The sequence below is a fragment of the Gammaproteobacteria bacterium genome, assembly GCA_029862005.1.
GTDB lineage: Bacteria > Pseudomonadota > Gammaproteobacteria.
In genome coordinates, this window is sequence record JAOTYD010000047.1 from 1 (window position 1) to 15,618 (window position 15,618).

Genomic DNA, 15,618 nt, shown 5'->3' on the forward strand with positions numbered 1-15,618 from the left:
TATCTCTTGGTTACGGCAAGTTCACCTTTCCCAGTTTCTTTGACAGTCTGGTCAAAGCCCTGGAGATCACGGTTTTGATCATGTTCCTGGTTGCCGCATCGAACTTCTTTGGCGCCGAATTCAGTGCTTTGGGCACGCCGAAGATGATGACTGAAATGCTACTTGGCATGGAAATGTCGCCTTACCTCATTCTGATCGTGGTTATGGCACTGATCTTCCTTCTGGGATGGCCACTGGAGTGGGTGCCTATTGTTCTGATCGTGGTGCCAATTTTGCTGCCGACGGTCGAGGCGTTGGAGGTCCACGGACTGGATCGCTACGACCTGATGGTCTGGTTTGGCATTCTGGTCGCGGTAAACCTGCAGACCGCATGGCTATCCCCACCTGTGGCCTTGTCAGCCTACTTTCTGAAGGGGGTCGTGCCGACCTGGGATCTCAAGGACATCTACCTGGGCATGATGCAGTTCATGATGATTCAACTCCTCGGTCTCATCCTGCTGTTTTCCTTCCCGCAACTGGTGCTTTGGCTACCCAGAGTAATGTCTGGTGGGTAAATCATGATGCATCTCCTTCGATCTACCTTGTCATGGGCAAGCGCCCGGCATGCTGATATCTATCCTGACAGTTAAGGCTCCCCAGGCGTTGTACTCGACCAATCATGAGTCTCAGGATTTGGTGCAATGAAACGCGAACGCGGCTCGACCATTCAGCGCGTACTCGATATTCTCGAAACCGTTGCCATGTCGCCGACGCCGCTCAGCGCCACCGAGATTAACAAGGTTCTGGACCTGCCCAAGGCCACCGCGCACCGGCTTTGCGCCGAACTCGATGCGCGGGGCTACCTGCTAAAAAGAATCAACGGCAAAAGCTACCAGCCAGGCAACCGCCTGTATGACGTTGCAGTCGGGGTACTTGCCAACGCGCGCTTTAGCGCTACCCGCCACGCAATCCTGACTGCACTGTCGGAGCAGGTCGGCGAAACCTGCAATATCGCCTACCCGGACGGGCTCTCGATGGCCTATTCCGACCGGGTTGAAACCAAGGCACCCCTGCGCCTGCAGTTCTCGATCGGAATGCGGGTGCCGCTTTACTGTACCGCCAGCGGCAAGCTTTACCTGAGTACCCTGCCAAAAGCCCGCCGCAAGGCGGTTATCCACAAGCTCAAGCTGGTTCCTCACTCCAAGAACACGATTACCGATTCCGATGTATTGCTCGCAGAACTCGACAAGATCGAACAAAAACAGGTTTCGATCGATAACCAGGAACTATACGATGACGTCATCGCGATCGCGGTGCCGATTAAAGACCGGCAGGGCCGCTTTTACAGTTCCCTCGCGATCCAGGCCCCGACCACTCGCCTCTCGGTTGACGACAGCGAACGCTACCTGCCATTGCTGCGCGAGGCCGCTCACGATTTATCAATGCTGGCCGAAGACGAGTAACCCGAAAAATTCCCATGAGGCCCGGCGTCAGGGCTAGCGCCATCGATTGTGCCAACACATAGGGTGCGTCGCATGTATAAACCAGCTTTTCTGGATCAATTTTTCCCGGTTATCGCCACTTTTCTCAAATTTTTTTAACTATCCTGTCAACCGAATTCGGGGTCACTCGTTTTAATGGGTAACGATAACCAACAAACGGGTACAGCTATGACTTTCGCAAATATCAGGCAGGGCCTCTGGATTTTCTTAATCGCGATCGGCGCTCTGGGTTTAGGAGCCTGCAGTGATGGCTCAAGTGGCAGCGGTAGTAGCAACGAAGAATTTGGCGATCTGACGATTTCGCTGACCGACGCTGAGGGTGATTTCAACCAGTACACGATCGATGTCACTAGCATCAATTTATACAAAGCCAACGGCGCGGTAGTAGAAACCTTACCCAATACTGCACGCCTCGATTTTTCCCAATATGTCGAAGTAACAGAATTCCTGTCGACCGCGACGGTACCTGTGGGTAGTTATAAAAAGGCCGAAATTACGCTCGATTACAGCAACGCTGTCATCACGGTCGAAGATGAGAACGGTAACTCGATTCCGGCCCAGGCATTTGATGAGTACGGAAATCTGCTGACCGTTATTACGCTCGAAGTCATGATCAACGAACACAATGGATTCAATATTAGGCCTGGAAAACCGGCGGCCCTGATCCTCGATTTCGATCTCGAGGCATCCAACGAAGTGACGATTAATGGCAACTCGGCAACGATCGTCGTGAATCCAATCCTGATTGCCAATACCAGTATCGAAGACGATAAGACACGGCGCCTGCGTGGACTGCTCTCCGGGGTTAATCTTGAACGGGAAACATTTAACGTCAAGTTGCGCCCGTTTCGAATCCGTCACCATGATTTCGGCAAAATTACCGCACACACCAGTGAAGAAACGGTATTCGAGATCGATGGTGTCGCCTATCGGCAGCTTGAAGGTCTCGAGGTACTGGCGCAACAAAGCGGGATCACGCCGCTGGTGGCGCTGGGGACCGTTAACTACGGCGACCGACGCTTCCTCGCACACCAGGTTTACGCCGGTAGCAGTGTACCCTGGGGCGATAAGGATGCCCTTAAAGGCAGCGTCATTGCGCGCAACGGCAATACCCTGACCGTGCTAGGCGCAACCATCGAATTCGATGATGGTCACTATAGCTTCAATGACGAGATCGAGGTGTTAGTCGATGAAAATACCAGGGTCACCAAGCAAGGTGATCCGGACAATTTTCACCGAATCGGTGATATCAGCGTGGGCCAGAAAATTACCGCGCTGGGACAGGTTTCCGACGATGGTAAATCTTTGAAAGCCAGTCTGGTACGCATGCGTTACAGCCACGTGTCGGGACTGGTCGCGTCAGTGTCCCCACTTGTGGTCGATCTTCAGCATGTTAACCGTCGGTTAGTCGCGCGTTATGATTTTACCGGCACCGGTATTACGCCAGACAATGACGCGGATCCAGATTACTACGAGATCGATAACGGCTTGCTCAGCCTCAGCAGCTTAGGCCTTGCGGAACCGGTCCGGGTGCTGGGATTTCCAACCCCATTTGGCGTCGCTCCACCCGACTTTACCGCCAAAACCATCATTGACCTGAGCGAATTGCCGACCAGGATGCTGATGTCCTATGGCACGAATGGCAGCAAAACCGCCATCGTCAGCCTCGATGAAAACGGCATGCTACTCGACCTGGCCTCGGCCACCGGACGCCACCACCTGAAACAGGGTGGTGTGATCACCGATATCGCCACGCTCGCGGAGGTGCCCTTCATCGAGCCCGGCGCTAACATGGGCCTTTACGCAATCAGCCAGGGTCGACGAGTTCATGTTTACCTCGACTGGGAGGCTTACCAGAAAACCTTGAACGACAAGCTGAGCACTGGTTATAAAGTGGTTTTCGTCATTGCCAAGGGCCGTTACAGCCCAACCGAGCTGCTGCTATCGGCACGCCAGGTCGTCACTCGCATTACGGAGTAAATAGATCACAACGCATACTTTCGCCTGGTTGATACAATTCCCCCATCCTGCTATGGGGGATTTGTTTTTGCGATTCGTATTAACACTAGTACTGGCTACAAGTTGCGTGCTAACGGCACTGGCCGATTCACACCAGCCCAAAGGCGATCCCGACTTACCCTCCGCCGCAATGCTTGAGTTCCTGGGAGACCTGGAACCGGTGGACGAGGAAACCTGGCGGCTGCTCGAACATCACGCGTTAAAAGACGTGGCAGAAAACAAAGAGGTAAACAGCGAATGAAATCGTTAGCGAAACTTACCGGAAATACTGTACATAAATTACTCCTCCTGACGCTGCTGGCAATTCCCCTTTCGGTAACCGCACAGACCTGGGACGAGCTTAGCCCGCAGCAGCAGCAAATTCTGAATCCGTTTGAAAAGAAATGGTCGACCCTGGATCAGGAGAAGCGCAGTCGCCTGCTGCGCGGTGCCGAACGTTGGCAAAACATGTCGCCCGAGCAGCGTCAAAAAATGAAACAGCGCTTCAAACGCTGGCAAAAGCTGACTCAGCAGCAGAGAGATGCGATCAAGGATCGGTTTAAAAAATTTCAAGGGCTTTCCCCCGATCAAAAAGCCCGCATACGCAAGGCTTTCAAACGTTTCAAGAGCCTGCCTGCAGACCAACGCAAAAAATTCAGGGCACAGTGGAGGCGCATGACCCCGGCACAACGAAAACGCTGGTTGCAGCATTTCAGAGACAAGCGAAATAATGATTCATGAAACTACCCGCGACCCTGGCGCTCGTGCTCGCTATCGTCTCCGGATCGGGGACGGCAAGCGATGAGTGGCTCGGATTGGAACCGGAGCAACCGCTCTTGATCGGATTCGATCTGGGTCGGGATGAAGTGGAAGACTTAAGTGCTGCATTTCTTTTGAGCCTACCCCTTGGCAATAGTGCCGGGTACTATGGGTACTATGGCAATACAGAGCTTTCCGATGACGGGCAGGAATTCGACAGCCTTACTTTGGCAACCGTAATCTGGTTTGAGCTTTCGGAATTAATTGAGCTCGAAGTTCAACATTTCTTCGAGGGCAATACCGACGAACTGGAAAAGGAAACGCTCGGGCTGTCACTGGCGTTGACCCGGGGAGACTGGAACTTTCGTGTGCAGCTCGAGGATGGCGATCTGCTTATTTTTACAAACAACGATATCCGCGACTTTCTGGATAGATTTGTGCCCGACCGATTTGATAGCGACGTTTCCGCGTACGCACTGGCGCTGGGCCGGCAGGTTGATCCCTGGTACTGGCAGATCAGTTATCAGCGATTTGATTACGAGGAAGATTTAACCCCGTTGAGCAGTAGCCTTTTTGCCCAGTTTATCTTCAAGTCATCGGCGTTGACGCATAGTTCCCTGCTGATATCTCGCAGCACCTCGGTGCTGCTCGGTCACGCAGATTATGACAATGACTACTCAATTTCGATATACCAGGACAAATCCGCTATCGACGACAGCAAGGAAGAAACCCTGCTCCTAAGCTGGCAGCACTGGGCTAATCAGCAACTTGGCTATCTGTTTTCGGCCTCCATACCCGTACCGGGAGACAGCATTGGAATAACGCTGGGCCTGCGATGGGTGCTTTAGCATTATGGATCCGCAAATTCGCCAGGCGATGGATACCTTCTTTCGTGAAGCCGAGCAGAAGGCTTACTTAATGGCAATCACGCTTACCCATGATCGCCAGGACGCGCTCGAACTGGTACAGGAGAGCATGCTGAAACTGGTGCAAAAATATAGCCATCGCGAGTCGAGCGAATGGGGCCCATTGTTTTACCGCATCCTGCAAAACGCGATAAAAGACTGGTTCAGGAAACAGAAGTTTCGCCAGGTTTTACTGGGACTAATGCCCTGGCAAGCTGATTCGGCGGGCGACAAGGTTGAAGCATCAGCCGAGAACCAGGTATTGCTGGATGACGAACTGGCGCGCGTCATGGACGCGCTGCGACATTTACCCTTACGCCAGCAACAAACATTCCTGATGCGCGCGTGGCAGGAGTTCAGTACCCGCGAGACAGCATTCGCGCTGTCAATTTCTGAAAATAGTGTTAAAACGCATTATGCGCGTGCAACGCATCACCTCAGACAATTACTGGGAGAACCCGATGGATAAAGACACGAAACTTCAAAACGATATAAAAAACACGTTCGATCAACAGACCTTGAGTGCGGAAACAAGGGATGCCCTGCATGCAGCCAGGCTTGCTGCGCTCGATCACGGATCGCGCAAGCCGCTACCGGGATGGATACCCGCCACGGCCCTGGCCAGCATTGCACTGGTTGTCATCGGTGCTTTTCTATATCGAGGTATCAACGAATTCGAACTGCCGCAGGTAGCAGCCGACGAGCTTGCGATACTGACTAGCGAGGACGAGCTGGAATTACTCGAGGAACTTGAATTTTACGTATGGTTTGATGAAGACATCAGCCCTGATACCCAGGGCTGATTTATTAAAGTGACGGCTTCCGGCGCAAAAGCGGTAAACTGAGTGCGGGCAATTATTTCATCAAGATAAGCGCTTCGAATATTAACCCGGGTGCCACGCCCTGCTAATAGCTACGCGATTGCGGCCGATTCGACGGGCATATCACTACTGTTCACAATTCCAATAAAGTGTCGACTGAAGGCGTCATCTTCGCCCTGTAGCAACTTGGGAAGCAAGGCCACGAACTCCTCTCTCCTGGACCATTCCCTCATATCGTCTTCCCAGGACATCCACCGACGTCTTGCATCCTTGTTCATGTTTTCGTTGTAAAGAATGATATATGCTTTCTCGAACAGGGATACCAGCATCATGAAGATAATCTCGCGCCGTTCGAGCTGCTCCTCCGAAAGTGTTACCGGTGTAGCCGGGACTCTCAACAGCAACAGATCGGCATTGTCCAGCACCAGTCTTAGAAAGTTATCGTATTCCTCTGACAGATGCCGGTGCAGCTCGCTTTCTTCATTTTGAAGGCTGCGTCTTCGCTCGTAAACGAACACAATAATTGCAATCGGGAAACCGAGGATAGTAACCACGTAACTTAACGCCTCGAGCCAAATCATGACCATCTCCCATATCCAGTTGGGTAACCTGTTCATGATGACAGTTTCTGTAGTAAAAGGGGATGCACCAATTCTAATTAAAATCGGAATTTGTTGTCGCGGGCCGGGTTCTAAAGATAGACTTTTGTAGAGCAGGTCACTATTCTTCGACCGGTTATCGAACCCCGGGATTCCTGACGAGTAAGAGAACTGATATGCGACTTGCAGAAGTTTTTTTGAGACTGGGGTGCAACCTGGTTGGCTGGATGATCATTTACAGCCACTGCATCTGGCTGGGAGTCATTCCTCAAATCGTCTGCGGTCCTGAAGGCGATGAACTATATCGATTGTCGTTGGGTTTTAGCCCGATCGCGATTGGCGCCGCCCTGCTGCTCGGACTCGCGCATAAGTTACCCGCGGTTGTTGGTTACCTGAAATGGTTGGCATTGCCGTTGATTATTCTGGTGCCGCTGGCGGTCAGTCCGATCCTGTCCGCACTGGAAACAACGACATTCGGGTCGATGGGATTTTGCGAATCGATCGCCGCAACTGGATGGCAGCGCGCGTGGGCACCGATACAGGTAGTCACCCTCATGATCATCGTAGCCGCATCCATTCTATTTGTTGCAAAACGCAACTAATTGTTGGATCATTGCGCGCGCTACAGAAATTGCGATTAAGTTAGTAACAGAAATGAGGCCCAACCGGCCCTCATAATAACAGTGGCACTAGCCACGAAAAACGTTTTAAAAGGGGAACAAAAACATGAGTATGATGAGTGAATTTAAGGACTTTGCCATGCGTGGCAATGTCGTTGACATGGCAGTAGGTATCGTCATCGGTGGTGCCTTCGGAAAGATCGTATCTTCCTTCGTTGCTGACGTTTTGATGCCGCCAATCGGCTTGTTGATGGGTGGCGTAAATTTTAGCGACCTGGCAATTATGCTGAAGGACGCTGTCGGTGAAACGGCCCCGGTAATGATCAAGTATGGGTCCTTTATCCAGACCGTAGTCGATTTCATTATTATCGCGTTCGCGATCTTCCTTGTCGTCAAGGCAATGAATTCGATGAAAAAAGAAGAGCCAGCACCTGAGCCCGAACCCGAACCAGCTCCCAGCAACGAAGAAGTGCTGCTGGGCGAGATCCGCGACCTGCTGAGACGTTAAATTCTAGCTTATACTCGAGCCACCGGTGCCCCGCACTGTTGGCTCGATATTCACTTTACCTGGTCTTTCCCCAGCTAACCAAGCCTGGGTCATGATATTCTGTACCGACGAAAAACGACAGGATGCAGAATCGGCACGAAGCGATGCGCTATAGAGTTCTGACCGCGGAAGTCGCACACGAAACCAATACCTTCAGCCGTATTGCAACCGACGAGCAGGCGTTTCGCAATGGCTATTTCCTCGTCGGTGACGACGCCATCGCGGCCCGCGGTAATCACAACACCGAACTCGCCGGATTTTTAGATAGCGCCAGGAAATATGACTGGCAGCTTGATCATATTCTGAGCGCCAATGCCGGCCCCTCCGGCAAAGTGACTACCACAGCCTTTGACTGGCTGGTCGATCCCATCGTTGCGGCGGCAAAATCCGGTAAATACGACGGCATATTGCTGGGATTGCATGGTGCGATGGTGACCGATTTCTGCGAAGATGGCGAAGGCGAATTGCTGCAGCGACTGCGCAAGATCGTAGGCAACGAAGTGCCGATAGCGATCACGCTCGATCTTCATGCCAACGTCACCGCGAAGATGTGCAAGCTTGCCAACATTATCGTTTCGTATAAAACCTACCCGCATATCGATATGCGCGAACGCGCATGCCAGGCCGGTGAAATCCTGCAGCGCAGTCTCGCGGGAGAGATCAAACCGAGTACAATTCGCGTGCACCGTCCAATGCTCGAAGAGATCAACGGCGCACGCACCGACGTTGGTCCAATGCTTAAACGAATCGAGGCTGCAAAAGCCTGGGAGCAGCGCCCCGACGTCTATGCCGTCAGCATCAACGGCGGTTTTGCCAGCGCCGACATCGCCGAGGTCGGCCCCACGGTCCTCGTCACCGCTGAAGGTGATCTGGACGAGCATCGAGCATTTGCCGAGAGCCTGGCCGACGATATCTGGAACCGCCGTCACGAGGTATTAAACGAATACCTCGATGTCGACGCTGCCGCGGCAGTCGCGAGGAAATTCAACTCAGCCAGTGGCCCACTCGTGATCGCAGATTATGCCGACAATCCGGGCGGCGGCTGTTACGGAGATTCAACCAATTTACTGCGCGCCCTGCTAGAGGCCGGCGTCAGCGATGCCTGTTTCGGGCCAATGGTCGATGGCGAAACCGCACAGCAATTGCACCAGCATGAGATCGGCGCAAAGGTTCCTGTCAAGCTGGGTGGAAAGATCGATCCAGAAATCGGTGGTGGCCCACTTGACCTGGTGGTTGAATTGCTGCGCAAAAGCGACGGGCACTACGTGGGCGGTGGCAAAATGATCGGTGGGTTGCAACACAGTTTCGGGCCAACGGCCGTGGTTAATGTGGGGGGAATCGAAGTGTTGATTACGACCATTGCCCAACAACTTCTGGATCTTGAACAATTTAAAAGTTTCGGAATTAACCCGGAATCGAAACAGGTCGTCGCACTCAAATCAATGCAGCATTTCCGAGCCGATTTCGAACCGATCGCCAGCCGGGTAATCGTCTGTGATAGCGGCGCGCTGTGCACGCCCGATTACCAAAAATTATCGTACCGAAACGTGAAACGACCGATATTCCCGCTGGACCAGGAATTCGAAATCTAGCTGTACTTCCGCAAACGTCAAATTTATACCAGAACCCCCGAATCTCTATCCATTAAAATACCGCATTAATTCCGATGCTCGGATACAGGTATTGATCTTCGGCCTCGAAATCGACGATGAAAACTTCCTTGTCGGCCAGCAGCCAGCTGAGCGAGCCATCGATGGAAACTGATTCAGTTAAAAAATATTGAACGCCGACACGACCACCGATTACCAATCCTGATTCATCGAGATCTTTTAACTCGATACTATCTTTGAATTTGGTATTTCGAAAACCAATTTCTACGCCAACATAGGGCACTAGCTCACTATCACCGGTAAACAGCTTTTCCGCCACCAGGCTCGCCTGCTGTGAGCGATAATCGTTTTCTCCCGGAGCAATGTCTTCAATAAGTGCCCATTGGAACTCCCCGCCAATCAGTAAATCATCGAGCAGGAACCAACCGTAACTCACCTGGAGATAAATATTATCTCCATTGGGGCCTTGATAATCGAATCCGCCATAAAGACTTAACCCGGTTTTGCCGGCAAGTTCAGGCGATTGCGCAAATACAGGGGGCAGCGAAAAAACCAAGATCATGAGTAGAGTTGTTCTGGGCATCGGTCACTCCCACTAGAAGTTGGTGAATCAAACGATCACACTGGCATCGTGAGATCTTCGGAAGATCATCCTAGGTGTCGAAACTGAAGAAATACTGAATCCCTTGTGTAAAATCGGGGAATATCCCGGCGTAGAGTAAATAATAAACGAGCTAAAGCGGCCGCTGGTATTTAACCAATAATTGCCCTATTGCTGCTTTCCAGCCAAGAACTCTCAATTCATCTGTTAGTCTACTGGTTTCGCTGGTTGATTTTATAGCGCTGATATTTCCGGATTTGAAAAATGCAAAATTCCTTAATTCTTGCAAGCCTGGCCCTGGCGACTGGTGTCGTTATCGGCATTTTCGTTCAATTCGATCCTGATACACCGGATGTATCCGTATCAGTAACCGAACAAGATCAGGCCCTTGTTGCCTCCGATCAGACAACCGGACAGGTTTTCAGCTCTAATCTTGCGAGCGATAGTCTCATCGCACTGGAACAGCGACTCGAAGAGGAAATTGACGCCCGTATAGCGCTCGAAAAAAAGCTGGCCGAACTGAACCGTAAAATCACTGACCTGGACCGTAATGCTCAACTAGCCGACGATAGTAATCTCGCAGCAAAGGCCGAGGATCAAGATGAATCTGGTCTTCCCGGCTCTGATCAAAGATGGTTCAATGAACAGGCTCTGATCGAAAATGGCATGAATCACAGCCAGGCCCTTGAATTAAAGATCAACTTCGAACAGCTGGAACTCGAGCGCCTTTACCTGCGTGACCAGTCGATTCGCGAAGGCTGGGATCGAGACAGATATCGCGAGGCGCAGCAGGCACTCACCAGCAAAGAAGATGAGCTCAAGAACCAGCTGAGCGAATCCGAATACGATTCATATCTCTACGCTTCGGGCCAGACCAACCGGGTTGCCGTAACCAGCGTGCTTGAAAGTGCCCCGGCCGCAACCGCGGGCATCGAGCCAGGCGACCATATCATCCGCTATGACAACCAGCGCATTTACAATTGGTTTGAGCTTCGCGATGCGACTTCGACCGGCGAGATTGGCGAAACAATTGCGGTTGAGGTAGATCGGGATGGCGAAATCATAGAGCTCTACCTGGCGCGCGGGCCCCTGGGTATTCGCATGAACTCCGTGAGCGTTGCACCCTGAAATTGAAAAATCCGGGCTTCCCGTGCCGGCTGGACTATATAATGCATCTTTCAAACATTTTCCATCGAGCAAACCATGTCCAAGAAACCTACCGGTGAACTGACCACCCGCACCATCGCGATGCCGGCCGATTCCAACCCGGCCGGAGATATCTTTGGCGGCTGGGTATTGTCACAAATGGATATCGCCGCGGGAATCAGTGCGAGTGAACGCGCACAGTGTCGTACCGTGACCGTGGCACTGGACAGCATGCACTTTATCCGCCCGGTCAAGATCGGCGATGTACTCTGTGTTTACACTAAAATCCAGGATGTTGGCCATACATCAATCGATATTCACGTCGAAGCCTGGGTGCAACGCGATCGATCGCGCAACACGGTCAAGGTGACCGAGGCCAAATTCAGGTTTGTCGCACTCGGCGTGGACGGTCGCCCGCGCCCGGTACCGGGCGGCGATAAAGATTAATGGGGACAGTATACTTAATTCGCCGCTGGCGAATTAAGTATACTGTCCCCTGGTTTAGTTCACGCTTTCGGCTATCGACGGGCAGCACCCCCGCACCCGGGTCTGGTGCATGCGCCGGCGGTACTTGTTAGCATCGTAACCACAACCGCGGTGCAGGATGCATCGGTTATCCCAGATCATGAAATCGCCGACCCGCCAGCGATGGCGATACACCGATTCGGGACGCGTTACCTCAGCAATCAGTCGATCGATTAGCGGTCGCGCCTGCTCCGGCGGCATTCCTTCAATCTCCTTGACATGGGAACCGACGAAAATATTTCGCTCACCCGTCACCGGGTTTTGTCGCACCAGACGCTGACGCACCGGGTGCATGTAGGTGCGCTGATTCTGGGTCACCGCGTCTTCGCCGACCTTGGTGCGTGAAAAAATGTAGTCGTGGATGCCAACCAGGTCTTCGATTTGCTGGTGGGTTTCTTGATCCAGCCGCTGGTAAGCCGCACGTGCGCTTGCGAACTCGGTTTCACCGGCCTCGTCGGTAACCTCGTAAGCGCACAGCATCGAATACATTGCCGGGATTTCACGAAACGAACTGTCCGAATGCCACATCTCGTTGCCGGTCGAGGCCTTGATCTGGCGCGCCGACACCTTGTTGCCGTCGTCATCGATATTACCAACCCGCCCGATGTAGGTGACTTCGCCGCGGCTGTAATAACTGACGTGCTCTTCTTCCAGTTGCCCGAAACGCCGCGTGAACTCAAGATGTGCCTCGTCGTTCATGTGTTGATCTTCAAACAACAGAATCGAGTAACGATTGATCGCATCGTCAATTTGAGCAAAAGAGGTTTCGTCTAGTGGACGGGAAAGATCAACCCCCGAGATACGCGCGCCAAATTCCGGATGGATGGGTTCGATGTTCATGCTGTGACCGCGGGCAAAAGAGAATTAACCCCTGGGTATCAGGTACCGAATTTTGCGCTCAACTCTTCCGAGAAATGACAGGCGACATGGTGCCCACTGCTCATCTCGCGCCATTCGGGCACCTCGGTACGGCAACGCTCCTGCGCGTGCGGACAGCGCGTATTGAAACGACAGCCCGGCGGGGGATTGATCGGGCTCGGAATTTCACCTTCGAGCTTTTGTGCATGCCCGCGAACGTCAGGATCAAGCGACGGAATCGCCGAAAGCAGGGCCCGGGTGTAAGGGTGAGCAGTTTCTGAAAACAATTTATGCGTCGGCGCCGCTTCGACGATTTGCCCGAGGTACATGACCGCGACGAAGTTACAGGTGTGCGCGATGACGCTCAGGTCATGGCTGATGAACAGAAAGGTTATACCGCTTTCTTCCTGGATTGCGTTCAGCAGGTTGAGCACGTCGGCCTGGATCGATACATCCAGTGCCGCTACGCTTTCATCGGCGACGATAAATTTTGGATCCGACACCAGCGCGCGTGCAATCGAGATGCGCTGGCGCTGTCCACCCGAAAACGCGTGCGGGAAACGCCGCAGGTGCTCGAGGTTGAGTCGGCACTTGGCCGCGATTTCGCGCACTTTTTCGTCGGTTTCAGCCCGGCTCGAAGTGATACCCATGACTTCAAGCGGTTCGGCAATGATGTCGCGTACTGTCATCCTGGGACTGAGTGCCGCGTACGGATCCTGAAATATCAATTGTGAACGCTTACGGTATTCCTTGAGATCCAGGCCCTTCAGCGAACCGAGGTCATAGGTGACATCGGCGTCTGAATAGGTGATTTCTCCAAGGCTGATCGGTGCCGCCTTGAGCATCGCGCGGCCGAGCGTGGTCTTGCCTGACCCTGATTCACCCACCAATCCGAAGAAACTGCCTTTTTCGATTTCGATGTTGATGCCCTCGCAGGCGCGCACCACGGGGCGTTCGCCGAATCCCAGTCTGCGCAACGGGAAGTGTACCGACAGGTTGCGCGCCGCGATTAACACATCACTCATGACTGGTCCCCTTGCGTCGCGAGGTGGCAGGCCACCTGGTGATTAGCGCTATCGGCGGTATAGACCGGTATCTCGGTGCGGCATCTTTCGGCGATTGCACCCGATTCGACGCAACGCGTGTGAAACACGCAGCCCGAGGGACGATCCAGCGGCGACGGTATATCGCCCGGTACCGGGGTCAGGGGGGCCTCGAGATCATCCAGCTTGGGGAGTGAATTTAACAGCCCGCGCGTATAGGGATGGGCGGGCGAATTGATAACCTGGCGCACGGTGCCGGTTTCGACCAGGTTGCCGAGATACATGACCGCGACGCGATCCGCGGTTTGCGCGATGACACCGAGGTCGTGGGTGATGAACAGGATCGACATATGAAATTCTTCGACCAGGTCTTTCATCAATTCGATGACCTGGGCCTGGATGGTTACGTCAAGCGCGGTTGTCGGTTCATCGGCGATCAGCAACCTGGGCTTGGTCGACAGGGCCATCGCGATCATCGCGCGCTGGCGCATGCCGCCCGAAAATTCAAATGCGTATTGACCGAAGCGCTGCGCCGGTTCCGGGATGCCGACACGGGTTAGCATTTCGATCGAAATTTCCTTGGCCTCGGCCGGAGTCATGTTCGAATGAATCAGCAACTGCTCTACCATCTGGTCACCGATCGTAATCGCCGGCGCAAAACTCGCCATCGGTTCCTGGAAGATCATCGAGATTGCGCCGCCACGAATGATCATCTGGTCCTGGGGTCGTTTTAGCGACAGCACCTCGATATCCTGTCCATCCAGGCTCAACGTAATATGGCTGTTATCATCGTAAACCGAATTATCGGCATTCAACATCATCAATGCCTTGGCGGTCACCGATTTACCGGAACCGCTTTCCCCTACCAGTCCGAGTACTTCACCCGGTGCAATATCGAAAGACACGTTGTTGACGGCGGTGACCAGGCCCTCATCAGTCTTGAACCGCAGTGTTAAATCTTTTACGGAAATCAGCGGACTGGTCATTTCTTGGTATCCGCGTAAGGATCGGCGGCATCACGCAGCCCGTCGCCGACAAACACGAAGGCGAGCACCAGCGTAATAAAGAATATGACCGGGATAAAATTCCACTGGTAATTGAGCAGCACATCCGCCTTGGTCACGTTTTGCAGCATAACCCCGAGCGAGTTAACCGGCTCCTTCAGCCCTAAGCCGATAAAGCTGAGCGCGGTTTCGGACAGCACCATGTAGGGGAACGAAATGATCAGGTCGACGATGATATAGCTGGTAAAACTCGGTAGCAGGTGGCGTCGGATGACATGGCCGGCTGAGGCACCGCACAGCTGGGCCGCAAGCACGTACTCCTGGTTGCGCTCGGTTAGCAGGTGTGTTCGTACCCGCCTTGCCAACGTCGGCCAACCGATGAAACCGAGGATTATCGAAATGATAAAAAAACGGCCCTCGGAGCTCACGGTATCCGGAATAAATGCGGCAATCGCCATGAATAGCGGGATCGCGGGGACCGTTCGGACCGCATCGGTGATCATCTGCAGCACCGAGTCGATCCAGCCGCCATAATATCCGGAGACACCACCAATGATTAACGCCAGCACAAAGGCGATGAGGACACCGATGGTGCCCACCGCCAGCGAGGTGTTGATCGAATGGAAGGTTCGCGAGTAAATATCTTTTCCGGTAGCGTCGGTGCCGAACAGGTGGATCTTGCCCTCGTCGACGCCAAACAAGTGCGTCCTGAAGGTCATACCGGCCAGCGTGTACTTGTCCCCTTCCGGAAACAGCACCACGTAGCGACGCTTGTCGCGATTGACCTTGGTGACCCAGCGGAAATTGGTTTCGATCGAGCGGGTTCTTTCATAGCTATAGATGAAAGGCCGGAAGGAAAAACCGTTTTCATCCCAGAACTTCGGGATATTCGGTGCGCCGTTCTGATAGTCGGCATTGCGGCCCTCGATGGTCGGGTCATAAGGGGTCAGGAAAGGCGCAAACAATCCCGACAGGACTAAAATAATCAGCACCGCGGCGCCGACCATCGCAGCGCGCTGCTTTTTAAACCGGGACCAGATTAACTGCCCCTGGCCAGCGGTAAAATAAGCTTCCTTGGCGCTCTGGTCTACATTTACATCC

At 53.2% G+C, this 15,618-nt stretch carries 19 protein-coding genes; 13 read left to right on the forward strand and 6 right to left on the reverse strand.

The genetic code is table 11. The features are described from left to right. The 8 genes from OES20_17370 to OES20_17405 all read left to right on the forward strand — a co-directional run. A partial coding sequence (locus OES20_17370) for a TRAP transporter large permease subunit (protein MDH3636469.1) occupies window positions 1–554 on the forward strand: 554 nt, incomplete at its 5' end. 126 nt (window positions 555–680) lie between these two features. Further along, the gene (locus OES20_17375; protein MDH3636470.1) at window positions 681–1,442 is read left to right on the forward strand and encodes an IclR family transcriptional regulator; all 762 of its coding nucleotides are present in this window, start codon (window positions 681–683) and stop codon (window positions 1,440–1,442) included. A gap of 207 nt (window positions 1,443–1,649) precedes the next feature. Continuing rightward, the gene (locus OES20_17380; GenBank protein MDH3636471.1) at window positions 1,650–3,461 is read left to right on the forward strand and encodes a DUF4382 domain-containing protein; all 1,812 of its coding nucleotides are present in this window, start codon (window positions 1,650–1,652) and stop codon (window positions 3,459–3,461) included. Window positions 3,462–3,567: 106 nt separating this feature from the next. After that, a complete protein-coding gene (locus OES20_17385) occupies window positions 3,568–3,741 on the forward strand; it encodes a hypothetical protein (GenBank protein ID MDH3636472.1) in 174 nt (57 codons plus the stop codon). Then, complete coding sequence (locus OES20_17390; GenBank protein MDH3636473.1) at window positions 3,738–4,220, forward strand: DUF3106 domain-containing protein; 483 nt, start codon at window positions 3,738–3,740, stop codon at window positions 4,218–4,220. Before OES20_17385 ends, OES20_17390 begins: the two co-directional genes overlap by 4 nt. Continuing rightward, window positions 4,217–5,086, forward strand: a complete 870-nt coding sequence (locus OES20_17395) for a hypothetical protein (protein ID MDH3636474.1) — start codon at window positions 4,217–4,219, stop codon at window positions 5,084–5,086. The genes OES20_17390 and OES20_17395 overlap by 4 nt, the downstream gene beginning before the upstream one ends. Window positions 5,087–5,090: 4 nt before the next feature. After that, window positions 5,091–5,612, forward strand: a complete 522-nt coding sequence (locus tag OES20_17400) for a sigma-70 family RNA polymerase sigma factor (GenBank protein ID MDH3636475.1) — start codon at window positions 5,091–5,093, stop codon at window positions 5,610–5,612. After that, a complete protein-coding gene (locus OES20_17405) occupies window positions 5,605–5,946 on the forward strand; it encodes a hypothetical protein (GenBank protein MDH3636476.1) in 342 nt (113 codons plus the stop codon). The genes OES20_17400 and OES20_17405 overlap by 8 nt, the downstream gene beginning before the upstream one ends. A 110-nt stretch (window positions 5,947–6,056) precedes the next feature. Here the strand turns inward: OES20_17405 and OES20_17410 are convergent, their stop codons facing one another. Next, on the reverse strand, window positions 6,057–6,581 hold the full coding sequence (locus OES20_17410) for a hypothetical protein (protein ID MDH3636477.1): 525 nt from the start codon (window positions 6,579–6,581) through the stop codon (window positions 6,057–6,059). 158 nt (window positions 6,582–6,739) lie between these two features. Between OES20_17410 and OES20_17415 the strand changes: the two genes are divergently transcribed. The 3 genes from OES20_17415 to OES20_17425 all read left to right on the forward strand — a co-directional run bounded on the left by OES20_17415 (window position 6,740) and on the right by OES20_17425 (window position 9,322). Continuing rightward, entirely contained in the window at window positions 6,740–7,165 is a 426-nt protein-coding gene (locus OES20_17415) for a hypothetical protein (GenBank protein ID MDH3636478.1), read from the forward strand. A gap of 124 nt (window positions 7,166–7,289) precedes the next feature. Continuing rightward, complete coding sequence (mscL, locus tag OES20_17420; protein MDH3636479.1) at window positions 7,290–7,691, forward strand: large-conductance mechanosensitive channel protein MscL; 402 nt, start codon at window positions 7,290–7,292, stop codon at window positions 7,689–7,691. Between the two features lie 122 nt (window positions 7,692–7,813). After that, a complete protein-coding gene (locus OES20_17425) occupies window positions 7,814–9,322 on the forward strand; it encodes a M81 family metallopeptidase (GenBank protein MDH3636480.1) in 1,509 nt (502 codons plus the stop codon). Window positions 9,323–9,374: 52 nt separating this feature from the next. On the opposite strand, the gene OES20_17430 is transcribed toward OES20_17425, so the two are convergent. Further along, a complete protein-coding gene (locus OES20_17430; protein ID MDH3636481.1) occupies window positions 9,375–9,923 on the reverse strand; it encodes a porin family protein in 549 nt (182 codons plus the stop codon). A gap of 282 nt (window positions 9,924–10,205) precedes the next feature. Here OES20_17430 and OES20_17435 point away from each other — a divergent pair, with 282 nt between their 5' ends. Then, the gene (locus tag OES20_17435) at window positions 10,206–11,069 is read left to right on the forward strand and encodes a PDZ domain-containing protein (GenBank protein MDH3636482.1); all 864 of its coding nucleotides are present in this window, start codon (window positions 10,206–10,208) and stop codon (window positions 11,067–11,069) included. Between the two features lie 75 nt (window positions 11,070–11,144). Continuing rightward, the gene (locus OES20_17440) at window positions 11,145–11,534 is read left to right on the forward strand and encodes an acyl-CoA thioesterase (protein MDH3636483.1); all 390 of its coding nucleotides are present in this window, start codon (window positions 11,145–11,147) and stop codon (window positions 11,532–11,534) included. A 54-nt stretch (window positions 11,535–11,588) separates the two neighbouring features. Here OES20_17440 and OES20_17445 read toward each other — a convergent pair whose 3' ends face one another. The 4 genes from OES20_17445 to OES20_17460 form a co-directional block, all read right to left on the reverse strand. Then, a complete protein-coding gene (locus tag OES20_17445) occupies window positions 11,589–12,452 on the reverse strand; it encodes a TauD/TfdA family dioxygenase (GenBank protein ID MDH3636484.1) in 864 nt (287 codons plus the stop codon). A 38-nt stretch (window positions 12,453–12,490) separates the two neighbouring features. Next, complete coding sequence (locus OES20_17450; protein MDH3636485.1) at window positions 12,491–13,495, reverse strand: ATP-binding cassette domain-containing protein; 1,005 nt, start codon at window positions 13,493–13,495, stop codon at window positions 12,491–12,493. Next, window positions 13,492–14,499 (reverse strand): ABC transporter ATP-binding protein, encoded by a 1,008-nt coding sequence (locus OES20_17455; GenBank protein MDH3636486.1) that lies wholly within the window; start codon window positions 14,497–14,499, stop codon window positions 13,492–13,494. The genes OES20_17450 and OES20_17455 overlap by 4 nt, the downstream gene beginning before the upstream one ends. Then, window positions 14,496–15,618 (reverse strand): ABC transporter permease (locus OES20_17460; GenBank protein ID MDH3636487.1); only part of this gene is annotated, 1,123 nt, incomplete at its 5' end. The genes OES20_17455 and OES20_17460, both read right to left, overlap by 4 nt.